Source organism: Streptomyces lunalinharesii (assembly GCF_039532155.1).
Classification (GTDB): domain Bacteria; phylum Actinomycetota; class Actinomycetes; order Streptomycetales; family Streptomycetaceae; genus Streptomyces; species Streptomyces lunalinharesii.
The window spans coordinates 481,651-500,581 of the sequence record NZ_BAAARK010000001.1 but is presented as its reverse complement, the minus strand read 5'-3'; the positions used below and the strand labels follow the sequence as shown (position 1 = coordinate 500,581).

The 18,931-nt window shown below is 73.1% G+C and carries 18 protein-coding genes and 1 tRNA gene; 9 read left to right on the top strand and 10 right to left on the bottom strand.

The window, feature by feature from the left end; genetic code table 11:
• Positions 1–54: 54 nt before the first annotated feature.
• On the top strand, positions 55–636 hold the full coding sequence (locus ABD385_RS02280; protein WP_425585342.1) for a GAF domain-containing protein: 582 nt from the start codon (positions 55–57) through the stop codon (positions 634–636).
• A gap of 75 nt (positions 637–711) precedes the next feature.
• On the opposite strand, the gene ABD385_RS02275 is transcribed toward ABD385_RS02280, so the two are convergent.
• Entirely contained in the window at positions 712–1,965 is a 1,254-nt protein-coding gene (locus tag ABD385_RS02275; protein WP_344573127.1) for an acyl-CoA dehydrogenase family protein, read from the bottom strand.
• 274 nt (positions 1,966–2,239) lie between these two features.
• Entirely contained in the window at positions 2,240–5,455 is a 3,216-nt protein-coding gene (locus ABD385_RS02270) for an amidohydrolase family protein (RefSeq protein WP_344573126.1), read from the bottom strand.
• 170 nt (positions 5,456–5,625) lie between these two features.
• On the opposite strand from ABD385_RS02270, the gene ABD385_RS02265 reads away from it, so the two are divergent.
• On the top strand, positions 5,626–6,540 hold the full coding sequence (locus ABD385_RS02265) for an alpha/beta fold hydrolase (RefSeq protein WP_344573125.1): 915 nt from the start codon (positions 5,626–5,628) through the stop codon (positions 6,538–6,540).
• Between the two features lie 109 nt (positions 6,541–6,649).
• Here ABD385_RS02265 and ABD385_RS02260 read toward each other — a convergent pair whose 3' ends face one another.
• On the bottom strand, positions 6,650–6,943 hold the full coding sequence (locus tag ABD385_RS02260) for a YiaA/YiaB family inner membrane protein (protein WP_344573124.1): 294 nt from the start codon (positions 6,941–6,943) through the stop codon (positions 6,650–6,652).
• A gap of 174 nt (positions 6,944–7,117) precedes the next feature.
• Here ABD385_RS02260 and ABD385_RS02255 point away from each other — a divergent pair.
• Positions 7,118–7,191, top strand: a tRNA-Pro gene (locus ABD385_RS02255).
• A 120-nt stretch (positions 7,192–7,311) separates the two neighbouring features.
• Here the strand turns inward: ABD385_RS02255 and ABD385_RS02250 are convergent.
• Positions 7,312–7,521, bottom strand: coding sequence for a hypothetical protein (locus ABD385_RS02250; RefSeq protein ID WP_344573123.1), 210 nt, complete (start codon positions 7,519–7,521; stop codon positions 7,312–7,314).
• A 15-nt stretch (positions 7,522–7,536) separates the two neighbouring features.
• Here ABD385_RS02250 and ABD385_RS02245 point away from each other — a divergent pair, with 15 nt between their 5' ends.
• Positions 7,537–7,779 (top strand): MarR family winged helix-turn-helix transcriptional regulator, encoded by a 243-nt coding sequence (locus ABD385_RS02245; protein ID WP_344573122.1) that lies wholly within the window; start codon positions 7,537–7,539, stop codon positions 7,777–7,779.
• 124 nt (positions 7,780–7,903) lie between these two features.
• Positions 7,904–9,262 (top strand): epoxide hydrolase family protein, encoded by a 1,359-nt coding sequence (locus ABD385_RS02240; protein WP_344573121.1) that lies wholly within the window; start codon positions 7,904–7,906, stop codon positions 9,260–9,262.
• Positions 9,263–9,407: 145 nt separating this feature from the next.
• Here ABD385_RS02240 and ABD385_RS02235 read toward each other — a convergent pair whose 3' ends face one another.
• The 3 genes from ABD385_RS02235 to ABD385_RS02225 all read right to left on the bottom strand — a co-directional run bounded on the left by ABD385_RS02235 (position 9,408) and on the right by ABD385_RS02225 (position 12,241).
• Positions 9,408–10,016, bottom strand: coding sequence for a DJ-1/PfpI family protein (locus ABD385_RS02235; RefSeq protein WP_344573120.1), 609 nt, complete (start codon positions 10,014–10,016; stop codon positions 9,408–9,410).
• Between the two features lie 40 nt (positions 10,017–10,056).
• Positions 10,057–11,100, bottom strand: coding sequence for an alcohol dehydrogenase catalytic domain-containing protein (locus ABD385_RS02230; RefSeq protein ID WP_344573118.1), 1,044 nt, complete (start codon positions 11,098–11,100; stop codon positions 10,057–10,059).
• Positions 11,101–11,227: 127 nt separating this feature from the next.
• Entirely contained in the window at positions 11,228–12,241 is a 1,014-nt protein-coding gene (locus ABD385_RS02225) for an ABC transporter permease (protein ID WP_344573117.1), read from the bottom strand.
• A gap of 230 nt (positions 12,242–12,471) precedes the next feature.
• Here ABD385_RS02225 and ABD385_RS02220 point away from each other — a divergent pair, with 230 nt between their 5' ends.
• Together ABD385_RS02220 and ABD385_RS02215 are read left to right on the top strand one after the other, a co-directional pair.
• Entirely contained in the window at positions 12,472–13,287 is an 816-nt protein-coding gene (locus ABD385_RS02220) for an alpha/beta fold hydrolase (RefSeq protein ID WP_344573116.1), read from the top strand.
• Between the two features lie 172 nt (positions 13,288–13,459).
• Complete coding sequence (locus ABD385_RS02215) at positions 13,460–14,797, top strand: aldehyde dehydrogenase family protein (RefSeq protein WP_344573115.1); 1,338 nt, start codon at positions 13,460–13,462, stop codon at positions 14,795–14,797.
• A gap of 73 nt (positions 14,798–14,870) precedes the next feature.
• Here ABD385_RS02215 and ABD385_RS02210 read toward each other — a convergent pair whose 3' ends face one another.
• Together ABD385_RS02210 and ABD385_RS02205 are read right to left on the bottom strand one after the other, a co-directional pair.
• A complete protein-coding gene (locus ABD385_RS02210) occupies positions 14,871–15,440 on the bottom strand; it encodes a TetR/AcrR family transcriptional regulator (protein ID WP_344573114.1) in 570 nt (189 codons plus the stop codon).
• Positions 15,441–15,491: 51 nt separating this feature from the next.
• Positions 15,492–16,352, bottom strand: coding sequence for an enoyl-CoA hydratase/isomerase family protein (locus ABD385_RS02205; protein ID WP_344573113.1), 861 nt, complete (start codon positions 16,350–16,352; stop codon positions 15,492–15,494).
• 146 nt (positions 16,353–16,498) lie between these two features.
• On the opposite strand from ABD385_RS02205, the gene ABD385_RS02200 reads away from it, so the two are divergent.
• Both ABD385_RS02200 and ABD385_RS02195 read left to right on the top strand, forming a co-directional pair.
• Positions 16,499–17,218 carry a hypothetical protein gene (locus ABD385_RS02200; protein ID WP_344573112.1) on the top strand — a complete coding sequence of 240 codons (720 nt, stop codon included), beginning with the start codon at positions 16,499–16,501 and terminating at the stop codon, positions 17,216–17,218.
• A gap of 73 nt (positions 17,219–17,291) precedes the next feature.
• Positions 17,292–18,209: an alpha/beta hydrolase gene (locus tag ABD385_RS02195; RefSeq protein ID WP_344573111.1), complete on the top strand. Its 918-nt coding sequence runs from the start codon at positions 17,292–17,294 to the stop codon at positions 18,207–18,209.
• A 22-nt stretch (positions 18,210–18,231) separates the two neighbouring features.
• On the opposite strand, the gene ABD385_RS02190 is transcribed toward ABD385_RS02195, so the two are convergent.
• Positions 18,232–18,855: a CGNR zinc finger domain-containing protein gene (locus ABD385_RS02190; RefSeq protein WP_344573110.1), complete on the bottom strand. Its 624-nt coding sequence runs from the start codon at positions 18,853–18,855 to the stop codon at positions 18,232–18,234.
• Positions 18,856–18,931 lie beyond the last annotated feature (76 nt).

Here is an 18,931-nt window from a genome sequence, read left to right as displayed (position 1 = left end):
CCGTTCCCCTCGCGCCATCCGTCCCGGCGCTCCCCCCACTCCGAACTCCCGCACCTGCTCGCTGACCTGACGCGTCGTCTGGTGATCACTCCGGAGGACCACGAGGCGCCGGCGCGGGTGGCCCGGCTGCGCGCACTGGGCATCGGCAAGAACCCGCTGCCCGCGTTCGACGCCTTCGCCCGCAGGCTGGCCCGGACCACCAACACCCCCTTCGCGATGGTCAACTTCATCGACGAGCACGAGCAGTACTTCGCCGGGCTCTACGCCCCCGACCTCGACACCGCCGTCGAACTGGGCCCGGCGCCGCCCAGCGGCCGCCCGGAGCGCCTCATGGCCCGGGACCACGGCTACTGCCCGTACGTCGTGGTGCGGCGCAAGGCCCTGGTGCTGGAGGACGTCTGCGACTACCCGCGGTTCGCCGGGAACCCCGTCGTCGACGAACTGGGCATCCGCACCTACCTCGGCGCTCCGCTGATCGACCGCACCGGCACGACCCTGGGCACCGTCTGCGTCGTCGACCGCGAACCCCGGCCCTGGGGGCGCGAGGGGCTGCACACCATCAAGGCGTTCGCCGCCGAACTCGTCGAGCAGGTGCACGAGATGGAGCGGCGGCAGCAGGAGGCCGACGCCTCCTGACGGGCGCACCCGCGGCCCCGTGCGGCCCGTGCGGCCCGTACGGCCGAGCGGGGCCCAACTGCGTGCGGGGAGCGCTCAGGAGACCCGGGCCAGCGCCTCGCGGCCGGCCGGTGGCGCCGCCGCCTCCTCGGGTCGTTCCACCGGGGCGGGGCGCAACAGCGCAGCCAACCGCTCCGACCACTCGCCCTTGCCCTGCCCCAGCGCGAGTTCGCCGAGGCGCAGCAGTTGCACGTCGGAGGTGCCGGCCGGCGCGAAGACGTGGTGCGCGTCGCGCAGGAAGCGCTCCACCGGGCGGTCGGTGAACAACCCGCAGGCGGCGTGGACGTCCATCGCGTCCTGCGCCGACTCCAGCGCCGACTCCACGTTCACCAACTTGGCGTTCATCAGCTCCGCGTCGCACGGCAGCCCCTGGTCCAGCAGCTGCACCGCGTGGTACGCGGACAGTCGGGCGAGCAGCAGCCGGGACTGGATCCGGCCCAACTTGAGCTTGACGGTGGGGAGTTCCGCGAGCGGCTCGCCGTAGCGCCGCCGCTCGGTGCAGAACGCGGTGGTCTCGTCGAGGACCGCCTGGTGGATGCCGAGGGAGACCGCGGTCAGGTTGGGCCGGCCGTACAGCACGCTGGAGGAGTACGCCACGGACAGCCCGTCGCCCTCGCGGCCCAGCAGGTGCGTCGCGGGCACCCGGCAGTCGTCGAAGAACAGCTCGCCGAAGCCGAAGCCGTGCAGGCCCATCGCGGGCCGCTGCGGGCCGACCCGGAGGCCGGGCGTGCCGGACTCGACGAGGAAGGTCGACAGGCCCTTCGCGCCCTCGCCGGTGCGGACCACCACCCCGTGCAGGTCGCCGATGTGGCTGTTGCCGACGTAGGTCTTGCGGCCGTTGAGGACGTAGGCGTCGCCGTCGCGCACGGCGGTGGAGGCCATGCCCAGCACGTGGCTGCCGGACTGCGGCTCGGTGACCGCGATGGTCGGGAGGCAGTCGCCCGCGGCGATCGCCGGCAGCCAGGTCTTCTTCTGCTCCTCGCTGCCGAAGTGGACGATCTTCGCCACGCCGAGCTGGGACGCCTGCACCATGGCGCCCATCGCGGCACTGACCCGGGACAGCTCCTCGATGATGACCGTCTTGGCGACGTGGCCGGCGCCCATCCCGCCGTACGCGCGCTCCACCGTCGCGCCGATCCACCCCTGCCGGGCGATCAGTCGCGAGAGGTCGGGGCGGACGGTGCGGCTCGCCTCCATCTCGGCGATCCGGGGGCGGACCTCGTGCTCGGCGAAGTCCCGCACCCGACGCCGGAGTTCTTCCTGTCGCTGGTCGATGAAGTAGCGATGCAAGACGGGCCCTCCTCCGCGAACCCCCGCGTGTCGGCCGCTCCTTGCCTCGGGCGACACGGGCGGTGCCGCCGAGATCGTATCGGAAATGATCTTGAACCTACCGTGTGCAACACCCGTTGGCATACCAGGCGCGGGTCGCGCAAAACGTCGACCAGGCGCATCCATACGCGCACTTGGAGTGCGTGAACGCGCCGCACAACCCCTGAGCGCGGAATGCCGGAATGCGCGGTTCCGGGGCGTCCCGGAACCGCGCCACCCCACGCCTCCCCGACCCTCAGTGCCCGGCGTCGCAGCAGGACTCGCGGCGCTGCTGCCGCCCCACCGCCAACCAGTCGGTGCCCGCCGCCGCGCGCAGCGCCGGCCCGCCGGGCGCCGGGAACGACTCGACCAGTGCCCGCTGTTCGAACAGCCGCCCGCCCTTGACCACGGCCGACGTCCGCACCAGCGCCCCGAGGTCGTGGAACGGATCGCCGTCCACCAGCACCATGTCCGCCAGCTTGCCCACCTCCAGCGTCCCGAGGTCCCGGTCGGCACCGAACACCCGGGCCGGCAGCACGGTCGCGGTGCGCAGCGCCTCGACGACGCTCAACCCGCCCCGGTGCAGCGCCCGCAGCGACAGGTGGAGCGAGAGGCCGACCGGCACCAACGGCTGGTCGGTGCCCAGCGCGACCCAGCCGCCGCCGTCCAGGATCCGGCGGTACACCCCCACCTCGGTCGCGATGTCCGCCAACTGCGCGGGCGTCGGCCGGCGCGCGGCACCCTCCCGCACCACTGCACCGTCCCACGGCGGCATCAACCGACTCACCCGCACGTCCTCGGCCAGCGCCGGGTCCTCGCCGATCAGCGGCGCCGACGAGAACGGCGTGGCCAGCATGTGCAGCCCGCCGGTCGTGTAGACGTCCTCGACGTCCTGGTACGCGTGCCCCGAGGCCGACACCGCGTGCCCGAACTCCAACCGCTGGGTGGCCTGGAGGTGGGTGGTCAGGTCCTGGCCCACCTGGATGCCGGGGGTGAGCAGATGGCTTCCCGAGCGCACGCCCAGCTCGCCGTGCGCGAAGCGGGCCGCCTCCGCCATCACCCAACCCGGCGCCCGCACGTAGGTCTTGACGAAGTCCCAGTCCAGCGCCGCGCCCCGGGCCAGCGACCGGCGCAGCCCCGCCGCGGTGCGGTGCGCCCGGCCCATGCTGTACGCCACCCGCCCGCCGTCCAGCAGCTCGCCGCAGGTCAGCAGCCGCGGACCGGCCAGCACCCCGGCGGCCAGCGCCTCCCGCAGCCGCGCCTGCTCGTACGAGAAGCCACCGCAGGACACCGTGGTGGTGATGCCGTACGCCAGCTGCAACGCGGTCTGCCGCCCGCCGTACGTCGTCTGCCAGGGGTGGGTGTGCGCGTCCCACAGGCCCGGCAGCACGGTCCGTTCTGCGGCGTCCACCCGGCGGGCGGTGCCGGCGCGGGACGCCCGGTGCGGCTCCACCGCCGTGATCCGCCCGTCGCGGACCACCACGTCGACGTCCTCCCGCACGGTGTCGCTGGTGCCGTCCCAGAACCGGCCGGCGTGCACCACGGTGTCCCGGGCGCGCGCCGGCCGCCGGTCCAGGGCGACCGGCACGGTCCGGGCCGGACCGCCGGACACCGGGACCAGCCGCAGCGTGCCCGCCGAGAGGTACAGCAGCGTCGTGGCGTCCCCGGACCACGACGGATGGTCCGCGGCCTCCTCGGTCAACTGCCGCGCCGCGCCGTCCGGCGTCCCGTCCGGCCGCACCGGCAGCACCCACAGCGCCGACTCGGCGATCAGCGCCAGCCACTTCCCGTCCGGCGACCACACCGGCCCCGAGTCGTAGCGGTCCGCGATCGAGACGTGCTCGGCCACCTGGTGGAGCCGGTCCCTGCCGGTCTCCGCGTCGACGATCCGGATGACGTTGTAGCCCTCGCGGAACCGGCGGTTGAGCCGGTTGCGGTCGCACAGCGCCAGGTACCTGCCGTCCGGCGACCAACTGGGCCGCCCCGGCAGGCCGCCCGCCCCCATCGGTGCGGCCAGCGCCCGCTCCGAACCGTCCGCCAGGGTCCGCACGACGAGGTTGCCCATCATGTCCAGCGCCGCCAGCCGCGAACCGTCCGGCGACAGCGCCGGCTGCACCCGCCCACCGGAGGCCAGCACCGTCTCCGCACCCGAGTCCAGCTCCCGGCGCCGCACCGCGAACAGCCCGTCCCGGTCGTCCGCGTACACCAGCGCCCGGCCGTCCCGGGACCAACTCGGTGCGAGCACGTAGCGGGTGGGGGCGGCCGCGGTGATCCGGCGCGGCGCGCCGCCACCGGAAGTGGGCACCAGCCACAGGGAGTTGAGCGCCGCGAAGGCGACTCGACGGCCGTCCGGGGAGAGCGCCGGCAGGTGGATGCCGCGGACCGGACCGCCTGCGGTCCGCTCGAAGCCGTAGTCCTTGACGCGGTACCGCGGACGGTCCAGGGGCAGCCGCGCGGCGAACGGAATGGTCTCGGCCCGCTGCGGCGCGTCCGGCCGGACGATCCGGAACTGGCCCCCGACCGTCACCAGCAGCGCGTCCCGCGACACCCAGCGCGGCGGCACCGGCTCCACGTCCCCGTCCACCGCCACCGCCGCGCCGTCCACCACCAGCGTGCAGGTCGGCCCCGGCGCGTCGGTGGTCCGCAGGTACGCCAACCGCCCGGCGGGGGACAGCGCGGGCACCATCACCTGCGCCACGGCCGTCTCGGTGTGCTCGGTGCGCACCGCGCCCCGCCCGTCGGCCGGCACCGACGCCACCGTCCGGGAGACCAGCGCGGTGCCGTCCAGCCGGCCCCGCACGAAGACGATCCGGGCACCGTCCGGCGACCAGCAGGGGTCGAAGTCCTCCCAGGCGCCGGTCTGGTGGGGGCCGTCCTGACCGGGGAGTCCGGTCACCCGGGTCAGCCGTCCGGACGCCACCTCCAGCACCCATAACCGGTACGGGCTGCCGCCCACCGGGTCGCCGCCGCGCTCCGAGGCGAACGCGAGCCGGGTCCCGTCGGGCGACCAGGCCGGCCCCCGGTCGTCCCACGGGCCGTCGGTCACCTGCGTCAGGCCCGAGCCGTCCGGGGCCAGCGTCCACAGGTGGAAGTTCCCGCCCCGGTAGGCGCAGACCGCGATCCGGCGGCCGTCGGGGGAGTGCACCGGACGGGTGGGTTCCAGGTCGGGCGGGGTCAGGGCCCGGGCCTCGCCACCGGCCCGGGGCAGCGACCACAGGACGTTCTGCACCTCGGCGACCAGTCGGTCGCCGGACGGTGCGAGGGAGGCCGCGCCGTTGGTGGCGGCGGTGAAGGACAGCGCCGCGGGCGTACCGGCCGCGGCGCCCGGCAGGGGCGCGGCCGTGGCGGGCGGTGCGGCCACGCCCGCCAGGCCGGCCGCGGCGGCGGCCGACGCGGTGCCCTGGAGGAACCTGCGGCGGGAGAGTGGCGAACGGGGGGACGGAACGTGCTCGGGGCGGTCTGCGGTGTCCAACGATCCTCCTGTGAAAGGGGGTTGCGGCACAGTGCCGGCACAGAACCGACCGATCGTGTCACGCCGGGCCGGCCGCGGACCATCTCCGCCACGCGCGCCCCCGTGGCCAACCACCGCCCCACGGGTCAGAGTGGGCCCGACCGACGATCCGTCAGCCCCGGGAGAGCACCATGCAGCAGGACGTCCACCAGGCCCCCGACGGCGCCCGCATCGCCACCTACACCTGGCTACCGGAGACGGGCGCCCCGCGCGCCCTGGTCCAGATCGCCCACGGCGCCGCCGAACACGCCCGCCGCTACGACCGCTTCGCCCGTTTCCTGGCCGGGCACGGCTACGCCGTCGTCGCCTCCGACCACCGTGGGCACGGCGCCACCGCCGCCTCCACCGGCGGCCGCGGGGTCACCGGCGAGGACGCCTGGCGGGCCATCGTCGGCGACCTCAAGGGCATCGGCGACCACGCGGCCGCCGCCCACCCGGGCCTGCCCCTGGTCCTCCTCGGCCACAGCATGGGGGCGATGCTGGCCCGCGACTACGCCCAGGAGTACGGCGCCGACCTGGCCGGACTCCTCCTGACGGGCGTCTTCCGCACCCTGCCCGGCCTCGACGTCGACACCGCCGCGGCGGCACTGGAGGCGGAGATCGCCACGCACGGCCGGGCCCACCCGTCCCCGTTCCTGCCGCAGGTCTTCGGCTCCTTCAGCGACGCGTATCCGCACCGCACCGGCTACGAATGGCTTTCCCGCGACACCGCCGAGGTCGACCGCTACGTCGCCGACGCCGACTGCGGCTTCCCGTTCTGCGCCGGCCTGGCCCTGGACTGGGTCCGCGCCGTCCGCAAGGTCAACGACCCGGCCCACCTGGCCCGCATCCCTCGCGGGCTGCCGATCCACGTCGCGGTCGGCGACCAGGACCCCTGCCACCAACGCATGACCCTGGTCCACGAACTCCTGGAGGACTTCCGCTACCTCGGCATCCGCGACCTGACCTGGCGCGGCTACCCGGGCGCCCGCCACGAGATCCTCAACGAGACCCACCGCGACGAGGTCCAGGGCGACCTGCTGGCCTGGCTCGACGCGCACCTCTGACCCGCCGGGCGCCGCCCCCGGCGCGCCCCACCTGCCCGGGACGGCGTCGGTCCGGTCCGGCAGGCCCCGCGGGCCCGGACCGGCGCCCCGGACCCGCGGCGGCCGGACCTCAGACCTGGCCCGGCTTGAAGACGTCCTGCTCGATGAGGAGCTTGTCGATCCGGGCCTTGTCCACCCGGTTGGTCACCTCCGTGGCCTCCTGCCTGTCGCGGACGCACTTGGCCAGGGTGAACGCCGACGAGACCACGAAGACCAGCCCCAGCGCGAGGAACCCGCGCTCCCAGGCGCCCACCGGGAGCTTGATGATCCCGATCACCAGCGCCGCCAGCGACAGGCCGAACGAGAGCGCGGCCTGCACGAAGAAAGCCGTGGTCGTCGGCCGCTGAATCGTTGGAGTACTCATGCGCGTAGCGTGGCGGCACGGTGACGCCGCCGCATGAGTACGGGTACTCATCCCGGCCACGCCCGCCGCCCGTCCCGCCGTCCACCCCGGCCGGAAATGGCGACGCGCACCCTCTGACTTGGGGTATTGTTCTCGTGCACGACCGCTCGGGGAGATCCCCGGAGGATCGGGCAACGGGACGTGGCGCAGCTTGGTAGCGCACTTGACTGGGGGTCAAGGGGTCGCAGGTTCAAATCCTGTCGTCCCGACTTGCATAATTGCAGGTCGTAGGCCGTTTCCACCGGATGGTGGGGGCGGCCTTTTTGTGTTGGTGGTCGTTGGGTGGTCGCAATCCCAGCCATCGGCGTCTCCGGGGTTCTGATGTCGCTTCATGCCGCCTTCCCGTATGGGGCGCTGTGGGCCGAGTGCTGCCTGGTGGGCGCGCTGGTGGTCGTTGGGTGGTCGTGGGGTTTCTCTTCGCGGTTGAGGGCGGTGGCGATGGCGTCGACGGCTTGGTGGGCGGTGCGCGGGGTGAGGTGGGCGTAGAGGTTGGCGGTGGTGGAGAGAGCGGAATGGCGTGCGGTCTTGGAGAGGATCACCAGGTCGACCAGCGGATGACCCGGGTCGTCGCCCGGCCGGAGAAGCAGGGCTGGGTCGAGCGCGCCAAGAGCGCCGAGGACGGGCGCGGCTGGAATGCCGCACTGACCGACGCCGGCCTCGCGCGCCTCGAACAGGGCTGGCCGACATTTCTGGTCAGCGTGCGACGCCACCTCGTCGACCACTTCGACGGCCAGGACCTCGCCCGCCTCACCGCCGCGCTCCGACGCGTCGCGACCTCCGGGGGCGGGCCGGCCTGACACCCCGGGCGGGTCGCGCGGGGGTGTCTTCGGTAACCTTGACATCGTCTAAGACGACCGGTCATATTGAGAATCCATTGCATGGGCACCGGCCATGGGCGGGTTGCCACGAGAGGGGTTCACGATGGTGACGACGGAGCATTCCGGCGACGGCGGCACGGGCCGCCGCCGCTTCCTGGGGCTGGCGGCAGGTGCGGCAGGACTGGTGGCCGCCTCCGGGCTTGCGGTGCCCGGCATGGCGTCGGCCGCGACCGGTGGGGCGGACGAATGGGCCGGGGCGGGTGGTTACGCCGCCGTGCCGGAGATCGCCGGGGTGCGGCCGTTCCGGGTCAAGGTCGCGGAGCAGGAGTTGCAGCAGCTGCGGCGGCGCGTCCGGATGACCCGCTGGCCGGACGGGGAGACCGTGTCCGACCGCTCCCAGGGCGCGCAGTTGGCGAAGCTGCGGCCGCTGATCGAGTACTGGGGCGACGGGTACGACTGGCGCAAGGTCGAGCGGCGCCTCAACGCCCTGCCGCAGTTCGTCACCGAACTCGACGGCCTGGACATCCAGTTCGCCCACATCCGCTCGCCGCACGCCGACGCCCTGCCGATGCTCATGACGCACGGCTGGCCCGGCTCCGTCGTCGAGCTGCTCAAGGTCATCGACCCGCTGGTCAACCCCACCGCGCACGGTGGGCGGGCCGAGGACGCCTTCCACCTCGTCCTGCCGACGCTGCCCGGCTACGGCTTCTCCGGCAGGCCGACGAAGGCCGGCTGGAACCCGGTCCGGACGGCGCAGGCCTTCCACACCCTGATGCAGCGCCTGGGCTACCGGCGCTACGTCTCCCAGGGCGGCGACTGGGGTGCGATCGTCTCCGAGATCCTCGCCACCCAGCGGCCCGCCGGACTGCTGGGCATCCACGTCAACATGCCCGGCACCGTCCCGCCGGACATCCTCCGCCACCTGCTGAACTCCGACCCCGCCCCGGCGGGCCTGTCGGCGGGCGAGGTCAAGGCGTACGACCGCCTGCTGCACTTCTACCGCGACGGGTTCGGCTACGCGGCGATGATGAACGAGAGCCCGCAGACGCTCGCCTACGCCCTGCACGACTCGCCGGTCGGCATGGCCGCCTACTACTACGACAAGTTCGCGGAGTGGACCGACTCCGGGGGTGAGCCGGAGAAGGTCCTCAGCTACGACGAGATGCTCGACGCCATCTCGCTGTACTGGCTGACCGGCACCGGGGCTTCGTCCTCGCGGCTGTACTGGGAGGGCCACCAGGCCGGCGGCGGCCCGTTCAACGCCGTCCCGATCCCGGACCTCCCGGTCGCGGTCACCGTTTTCCCCGGCGAGATCTACCCCGCGCCGCGCAGCTGGGGCGAGCGGACCTTCGGCAACATCATCCACTGGAACGAAGTCGACCGCGGTGGGCACTTCGCGGCGTGGGAGCAGCCGCAGATCCTGGCCCGGGAGCTGCGGACCGCGTTCCGCTCGCTGCGGTAGCAGAGCGGTCGACCCGATGCCCCGTAGGTCCGGCTGTCGTGCCGGACCTACGGGGCATCGGCCCGACCGGACGAGGGAAAGGCCCGTCGGTGAACCGACGGGCCGTCATGATGTCGAGGACCAAAGGTTGCTGATGATCTGATGGTCAGTGGAGGGCGGGCCGGCCGGTGCGGACGGCGTGCAGGGCGCGGTCGACGGTCTCCTGGTTCTCGCCGACGGGGGCGACGTAGTCGAGGACCGAGCGGGCGGCATCCTCGCCGAGGGTGCGGGTGATGACCCAGGTGGCGAGGTACTGGGACGCCAGGCAGCCGCCGGCGGTGGCGATGTTGCCCTCGGCGTGGAAGGGCGCGTCCAGGACGGTGAGGCCGGAGGCCTCGACGTAGGGGCGGCTGGTGCGGTCGGTGCAGGCCGGCCGACCGGCGAGGAGGCCGAGGCGGGCCAGGACCAGGGCGCCCGAGCACTGCGAACCGATCAACTGCCGGGCGGGGTCCAGCGGCAGCATCGAGATCAGCCGATCGTCCGCGACCACGTCGCGGGTCTTCACCCCGCTGCCGATCAGTACGACGTCGGCCTCGGCCGCGAAGCCGAGCGGCCGCTGTCCGGTCACCTGCACGCCGTTCATGGACGTGATCACCGGCGTCGGCGTCGTGATGAAGGCCTCCAGGCCGTCCTTGCGGCACCGGTTGATCAGGGCCGAGGCGATGAAGCTGTCGAGTTCGTTGAACCCGTCGAACGTGACGACTGCTACCTGCATCACAACTCCTCTGCGCGGGGCGGCGGATGACGAAAGCCGTTCAGCGGCCGGTGGTGACGACCATACGGAACCGTGCCCGGCCCGAGGCCATCTTCTCCACGGCCCGAGCGGTCTCCTCCAGTGGCACTTCCTCGATCCAGGCGCGCACTCCCGTGCGGGCCGCGAAGCGCAGCGTGTCCTGGGTGTCGACCGCGGTGCCCGAGGAGTGGCCGTAGACCCTCCGGTCGCCCCTCAGCAATTGCAGGGCCGTCAGCTGCAACGGCTCGGACCCGATGCCGATGACGACGAGCTCGCCGCGGCGGCCGAGTCCGTCGACGGCCGCGGACATGGCGGCCGCGTCGGCGGCGGTGGCCAGGACGACCTTCGCGCCGCCGAGGTGTCGCAGCGCCTCGGCGACGTCTTCCGCGGTGCTGTCGATGTAGCGGGCGGCGCCGAGTTCGAGCGCGAGCGCCGCTTTCTCCGGGCCGCGGGCGATCGCGACGGTCCGGAAGCCCATCTTCTGGGCGAACTGCACGCCCAGGTGGCCCAGGCCGCCGAGTCCGAGGACGGCGACGGTGTCGCCCGGGCGGGCGGCGGAGCGGCGCAGGGCGTTGAAGACGGTCACGCCCGCGCAGGCCAGCGGCGCGGCCTCGGCGGCGGTGAGCTCGTCCGGGACGGCCGCCAGGGCGATCGCCGGGACAACGACTGAGTCGGCGTACCCACCGGGGTAGGCGACACCGGGAATCGCGAGCCGGGGGCAGTGCACGGCGTCGCCCGACCGGCACGCGTCGCAGTGCCCGCAGCTGCCGCCGTACCAGCCCACCGCGACCCGGTCGCCGACCTGCCAGCCCTCCACACCGTCGCCGAGCGCGTCGATGCGGCCGGCCATCTCGTGGCCCGGCGTGATGGGGAAGGCGCTGCCGGGCAGCTTGCCGCCCGCGATGAGCAGGTCGGAGTGGCACACACCGCACGCCTCCACCGTGATCCGCACCGCGCCGGGCCCCGGCTCCGGCCGGGCGACCTCGACCAGCGCCGGGGCCGCGCCCGGAGCGGCGACCTGGACCGCGCGGAACACGCCGGTCGGGGGGTTGGGGGAGATGGTCATGAGCGTGTCCCTTCGTCCTTCGGAGTGCGGCCGATTCAGGATTGAATATGACCGGTCGTTTTGTCAATCGGATGCCCGAGGCGCCGGAGCGAGCCGACGCAAGACGCATCCAAAGTCGTGTTGCTTCTTACCTCTGGCGTGCGGAGCGGGCCCAGGTCAGCAGGGCGGGGCCGACGGCCCATGCGGCGAGGGTGAGCAGCGGGACGGTGGCGTGGGCGCCGTGGAAGTAGCTCAGGTCGGTGATCGCGCGGACGGCCGCTCCGGGCGGCAGCAGGTCCGACAGGACGCGGGCGGCGCCGGGGAGCAGGTCCGCCCCTATCGAGGCGCCGCTGGTCGAGTTGCCGACGGTGAGCAGCAGCAGGATGGAGATCGGGATACCCACCGAGCCGAAGAAGGTGCCGAGGAGCTTGGTGGTGAACGCGGCGGCGCCGGCCAGCAGGGCGAGGGTCACGGCCAGGGGGGCGAACGGCGCGGGCACCGCCCCCAGGACCGGGCCCGCGAGGACGGCGCCGACGACGCCCGCGGTCGCGGCGAACGCCGCCATCACCGTGAACCGGTGTCGCAGGTGCAGGGTCCTGGCCAGGCCCAGGATGTTCTGCGCCAGCACGAATCCGGACAGCGTCACCCCGAAGGCGACGTAGAAGCCCGCCAGGCCCCGGCTGTCGTAGCGGGTGAGCGGCACGCCGTCGTGCATGGTCACCGTCTTGTCCGCGCCGTGGGCGTAGGCGGAGACCAGGTTCTGCGCGGCGGTGGTCGTCGACAGGCCGTTCGCCCCGGCCACCTCCAGGTGCAGGGCGTCCGCCCCGAGCGGGGTCAGGACCGCGACGACGTCCCGATGCCTGAGGGCGTGGTCGGCCGCGGCGGCGTCGGGCTCGGTGTGCACGGCGACGCTGTCGCCCAGTGCCTGCTGGATCTGTGCGGACAGTCGGCTGTCGACGACGGCGATCGGGAGTCGGTGGGGTTTCGCGGCGCGGGCGATGCCCACGTAGCAGCCGATGAAGGCGGCGACGACGACCAGTGCGATCAGTGACGGCTGGAGCCAGGCCCGGACCGGCGGCTTCTCCGGCGGGGTCGGCCGGGCTCGGCGGTCGGCCGTGCTGCCGTGCAGCTCGGCCGAGGGGGTGGTGGGCGTGGTGTTCATGGGGGCCTCGGTCTCCGGGGTGGCGGCGGGGTGATCCGCCTCGGTGGGCGCCCGAGGCTTCGCCTCAAGCGACGTATGCATTAGGTAATAGGATCTTTCGCCTGGCCTGTCCGGACCCTTCGCGCGGATCCGGCCACGGCCGCATCGGTGTCCGAGTTGACAAGGTGAATATGACCGGTCATCTTAATCCTATCGACCGCACGGAACACACCACCGAGAGGGACAACGCGATGACCGAGATCAAGCCCAGGTTCCGCACGATCGACGGGTTGTCGATCAGGTACGCCGAGAGCGACGAACCGCACGAGCGCGAGGCGCTGCTGCTGAGCCCCTGGCCGGAGAGCCTCTACTCCTACGACGCGACCTGGTCGAAGCTGGCCCGGCACGCACGCCTGGTCGCCGTGGACCTGCCCGGGTTCGGGCACTCCGAGCTCCGCGCCGACCTGCTCTCGCCCACGGCGATGGGCGAGTTCATCGTCCGGATCGCCGACGAGTTCGGACTTGTGGCCCCGCACGTCGTGGGCCCGGACATCGGCACGGCCGCGTCCCTGTTCGCCGCCGCCCGGCACCCGGGTCGGTTCCGGACCCTGGTCGTGGGCACCGGCGGGACGGCCGTCCCGCTGGCGCTGGGGAACCCCCTGAAGGACTGGGTGCTGACCGAGGACCTGGCCCCGTACCGGGCCCTGGGCCCCAAGGCGGCCGTCACCGTCGCGATGCAGACCATCAACGGCTACCGACTGCCGGACGTGGTACGGGAGGACTACCTCGCCTCCTACGTCGGTCAGCGCTTCGTCGACCAACTGCCCTACGTCCGCGCCTACCCGGCCGAACTGCCGGTCCTGCGCGACCTGCTGCCCACCCTGGAGACGCCGGTCCAGATCCTCGCCGGCCGCGACGACGCGGTCGTGCCGCCGGAGAACGCCGAGTACCTCCACGCGCACCTGCCCAACAGCAAGCTCGACATCATCGACGCCGGCCACTTCGCCTGGGAGGAGAACGCCGACGACTACGCCGACGTCATCACCCGGTGGTGGCAGGCGCACTAGGGACTGCCCTGCGAGAGGCCGCACGCGCCTCGCCCGAGGCCGGCCCGCGGTCCGGCTCGGACCGGGATCCGCGGGGCCGGTCCCTCCGGTCGTCCGTCTGTCCCTTCCTGCCCTGTGTGATTCCGGTGCCCGGCCCGGCGGCCGGGCCCGCTTGACGAAACGAGAGACCCACGTGACCACGACGTACCCCCCGTTGACCGAGACCGAGGCGGCCGCCCTGGTCGCACGACTGCGCACGACCCACCGCAGCGGCCGCACCAAGCCCCTTGCCTGGCGCCGCGAGCAGCTGACCCGGCTGCGCGCGCTGCTGACCGACAACCGGAAGGCGATCGCCGAAGCCCTCTGGGCCGACCTGCGCAAGAACGCGGACGAGGTCGACCGCGCGGAGATCGACCTGACGGTCCTGGAGATCGACGACTACCTGGAGAACCTGGAGGGGTGGCTCGCGCCGCAGCCCGCCGAGATCGCGGCCCCCCACCTGCCCGCGGGGACGACCGCCCACACCGAGTTCGACCCGCTGGGCGTCGCCCTGGTCCTGTCGGCCTGGAACTATCCGATCTACCTGCTGCTGACCCCCGTCGCGGGAGCGCTCGCGGCCGGCAACGCGGTGGTCGTCAAGCCGTCCGAGCTGGCCGAACAGACGTCCGCGCTGCTGGCCCGACTCGTCCCCGCCTACCTCGACCCCGGCGCCGTCGCCCTGGTCGAGGGCGGCGTCGCGCAGACCACGTCGCTGCTCGCCCAGGACTTCGACCACGTCTTCTACACCGGCAACGGCACCGTGGGCCGGATCGTGATGCGCGCGGCCGCCGAGCACCTGACGCCCGTCACCCTCGAACTGGGCGGAAAGTCACCGGTGTTCGTCGACCGCGACGCCGACATCGCCGCGGTCGCCGCCCGCATCGCGGCCACCAAGTTCACCAACGCCGGGCAGACCTGCGTCGCCCCCGACTACGTCCTCACCGACCCCGACACCGCCGGGGCGCTGACGACCGCCCTCGCCCGCGCGGTCCGGGACCTGTACGGCGACGACCCCCGGGCCTCCGACGGCTACGGGCGCATTGTCAACGAGCGGCACTTCGACCGGCTGCGGAAGCTGCTCGACTCCGGCCGCACGGTGATCGGCGGAGAGAGCGACCGCGCGGAGAAGTACATCGCGCCGACCGTGCTGCTCGACGTCCGGGCCGACGAACCGGTGATGCAGGAGGAGATCTTCGGGCCGATCCTGCCGATCCTCACGGTCGCCGACCTCACCGAGGCCATCGAGTTCATCAACGACCGCGACAAGCCGCTGGCCCTCTACGCGTTCACCGGGAACGAGGCCACGAAGTCCCGGCTGATCGCCGAAACCTCCTCCGGCGCCGTCAACTTCGGCCTGCCGATCTACCACCTGACGGTGCCGGCCCTGCCGTTCGGCGGCGTCGGGGAGAGCGGCATGGGCAACTACCACGGCCGCTATTCCCTGGAGGCCTTCAGCCACCGGAAGACGGTCTTCGACGCCCCGCTGACCTGACCCGGAGACGGAGGTGGGCGGAACCGACCCGGGTCGGTTCCGCCCACCTCCGTCTTTGGCGTCGGCCGCCGGGTCAGGCGGTCAGTGAATCGAACACGGTGAAGAAGTCGTCCAGCGGCGCGCTGCCGCGGACGACCTTCGCCTGCATGGCCGCGCCCTCCCAGGCGCTCACCAGGAATCGGGCCAGGACCGCGGTGTCCACCCCGCTCGCCAGAGCCCCGGCCGCGCGGGCCTCGTCCAGCGCCGAGGCGAGCGCGGAAGCCCACCGCCCGAGCCGGCTGCCCACCTCGTCCCGGACCGTGGGGCTCTGCGTGGACAGCTCCGCCCCGAAGTTGCCGAACATGCAGCCCCGGGCGTAGTCGTACCGCTCCAGGTCCGCCATCAGGTAGGCGAAGTGGCCACGGATGCGCTCGACGGGGGGAACCGACGTGTCGGCGAGCATGTCCATCCCGCGCGACTCGGCGTAGCGGCGCATGACCTCGACGGCCATGGCTTCCTTGCTGTCGAAGTGGTTGTAGAACGAGCCCTTCGGCGTGCCGGCGGTGTCGGTGATGTCCTTGATGCCGATGCCGTTGAAGCCGTGCTCGTGGAAGCGATCGTGCGCGGCTTCGATCAGATGTTCGCGCATGCTGGGCCGCGGCATGGTGCACACTCCTTCTGTCACATCCAATATGTCCGGTCGTCTTTCGATTTGTCAAGCAGTGCGACCGGCCTCGGGCCGGTGCGGGAGCTGCCCCACGGCCTCGCCCAGGCGGGCCTCGACGTCGCCGGGCGTCTGGAGGCCCCGGCGTGCGAGACGGTCCAGGCGTTCACGCGTCTGCGGCAGGGCGACGAGGCTCTGGAAGACGGAGGCGTCGGAGCGGACCTGCGCGGGGTCCGCCAGCGTGAGGTCGCCGATGGCGCGCTTGGCGACCCTGACTCCCTCGGGCGGGAAGCCCGCGATGCGCCTGGCCAGCCGTTCGACGAAGCCGTCCAGCTCGTCGTCGGGCAGGGCGCGGTTGATCCAGCCGTAGCGCTCGGCGAGGTCCGCGTCGAAGTCGTCGGCGCCCACGACGGCTTCGACGGCCCGCGCCCGGCCCAGCCGTCGGGTCAGGTGCTGGATGCCGCCGGCGCCGGGCAGGGCGCCGGTGCCGACCTCGAACTGCCCGAAGACCGCGTTCTGCCGCGAGGCGAAGGCCATGTCGCAGGCCAGGACGAGCTCGTTGCCGCCGCCGCGGGCCCGGCCGCGGACCTTGGCGATGGTGATCACCGGGACCCGCGCCAGCCGGTGCAGGAACATGCCGAGCGAGGCGTCGCCCGGGCCGCCGGCCTTCGCGGCCTCGGCGGTGTACTGCGCAACGGCCGCGAGGTCCACATGCGCCGAGAAGTACTCGGGGGAGGCGCTGTCGAAGACGACGACCCGCACGTCGCCGGGGTCCGCGTACAGCGTGTCGACGAGTCCGACCAGGTCGCGGACCAGGTCGACGCCGATCAGGTTGAGCGGGCCGGCGTCGAGGGTGGCGAACAGGACGCCGCCCTCCGTCCGGGTGCGGATCGAGGGGTGGTCGAAGCTCACGAGGACTCCCAAAGGGTCGTGGATGAAGGGTGGTTGAGGCCCGGAACCCGCCGCGGGCGACTCCTTGACACTATCAAGACGACCGGTCATATTTAAGTCCGCTGCACGGTTTGCACGTGCCATCGGCGGAGTCAGGAGGAGTACGGATGAACACACTGCTCGACGAGGTGCTGGAAGCCCACGGCGGGACGGACCGCTGGCGCCGGTTCAGCTCCGTCCGCGCGACGATCGTCAGCGGCGGCGACCTGTTCGCGATCAAGGGCGTTCCGCAGGACCCGACGCCCCGGGAGATGGCGGTGCGGCTGCACGAACAGCACGCCTCGGTCGCCCCGTTCGGAGCCCCCGACCAACGGACCGACTTCACCCCCGACCGCATCGCGATCGAGCGGACCGACGGCACCGTGGTCGCCGAGCGCGCACAGCCGCGCAAGGCCTTCGACGGACACGCCCTGCAGACCCCGTGGGACGCGCTGGACCGGGCGTACTTCAACGGCTACGCCCTGTGGACCTACCTGACCACCCCGTTCCTGCTCGCGATGCCCGGCGTGCGCGTCGAGGAGATCCGGCCCTGGCACGAGAACGGCGAACAGTGGCGCGTCCTGCGCGCGACCTTCCCCGCAGCCCTCGCCACCCACAGCACCGTCCAGGACTTCTACTTCGGCCCGGACCGGCTGCTGCGCCGCCACGACTACCAGGTCGACATCGCCGGCGGCCTCGCCGCCGCCCAGTACGTCCACGACATCGTCGAGGCCGACGGCATCCTGCTGCCCACCCGGCGCCGCGCCTGGAACCGCGCCGCCGACCTGCGGCCCGTCCCCGGCCAGGTCATGGTCGCCATCGACCTCGCCGACATCCACTTCGGCTGAACCCGGCGCCCGCCGCCGACCCGGCCCCTTCCGCAGGGACCGAAGCCCGACACTCCCCAGGAGGACGATCTCCATGGTCGAACGCACGGACATCGAGTTTGAGGCCGACGCGGCAGTGACGCTGCGGGGCTGGCTGTATCTGCCGGACGGGCCGGGCCCCCACCCGGCGATCACGATGGCCCACGGCTACGCCGGGGTCAAGGAGCACGGCCTGGAGCCGTTCGCGCGCGCCTTCGCCGAGAACGGATTCGTCGTGCTGCTCCACGACCATCGCGGCTTCGGGGCCAGCGACGGCGTGCCGCGTCAGGACGTCGACCCCTGGCGGCAGATCGCCGACTGGCGGCGGGCCATCTCCTACCTGGAGAGCCGGCCCGAGGTCGACCCCGGCCGCATCGGGCTGTGGGGCACCAGCTACGCCGGCGGCCACGCCCTCGTGCTGGGCGCGACCGACCGCCGGCTGCGCGCCGTGGTCGCCCAGGTGCCGACCATCAGCGGCTACGAGCAGGGCCTGCGCCGCATCGCCCCGGAGGCCGTCGCAGCCCTGGAGGGGGCCTTCGACGAGGACGAGCGGGCCCAGTTGCGCGGCGAGGCTCCGCGCACCCAGGCCGTGGTCGGCAAGGACCCCGCGGTGGCGGCGTCCTACCGGACGCAGGAGGCCGTCGACTTCTACCTCCGGCCCGTGCCCGACGGCGCGTGGGAGAACCGGGTCACCGTCCGCTCCACCCGCGCGGCCCGGATGTACGAGCCCGGCAGCTGGATCGCCCGGGTCTCCCCGACGCCGCTGCTGATGGTGGTCGCCCTCGCCGACACCGTCACCGTGACCGACCTCGCCCTCGCGGCCCACGAACGCGCACTGGAGCCCAAGCGGCTGGAACTGATCCCCGGCGGCCACTTCGCGCCCTACGTCGATCGGTTCGAGCAGTCGAGCGGTGCCGCACTGGCCTGGTTCCGGGAACACCTCGGACGGACCGGGGAGCCCGGAACGCCGTGACCGGGGCACGGCACCCGGGGCGTCAGCCCCCGGGCGCCGCCGCGGTCTCCCGCCTGCGCGCGCGGTGCGCGCGCAGGTTCGCCGCGTTGCCGCAGGTGCGCACGTCGTGCCAGACGCCGCTGTTGTTGCGCGAGCGGTCGTAGAAGGCGACCGCGCACCGGGGGTTGCGGCACACTTTCAGGCGCCGGTCGTCACCGCTGTTCTGGGCCTGCCACAGCGTCAGGAGCAGCGTGGCGACCAGGAAACCCGCGCCGCCGCCGCGCGGCTCCAGACGCACTGCGCCGGTGGCGTCGAGTTCCAACGCGGCCTGTGCGGTCTCCACGACGGGGGACCCGGCGTACCCGCTCGACTCCGGCGCTCCGTCGGCCGGCTCGGCCAGGGCGTCGCGCAGTGCCGTGCGCAGGTCGCGGAGCCGGGTCAGGTCCTCCTCGTGGAGGCGCGGCCTCGGGACGGGCTGCCGTGTCGTGGCCGCCCAGGCGGCCAGCGCCGAGTCCGCCCAGGCCTGCGCGGACTCGGGGTCCGCCAGCAGGTCGGGCTGGCGGGGCCGGCCGGCCGGGAGAGTGTTGAGAAGATCCTGGACCAGGCCCAGCGCGCCGGGCGCCGACGCCAGCTCGTACCGGCCGGTCGCCTGCCACGTGGCGTCCATGGAACCCATCGCCTTCCTGTCCCGGGGCGGTGACGATCGCCCCGTGCACGTCGAACGACCGATCCTAGACGGTCCT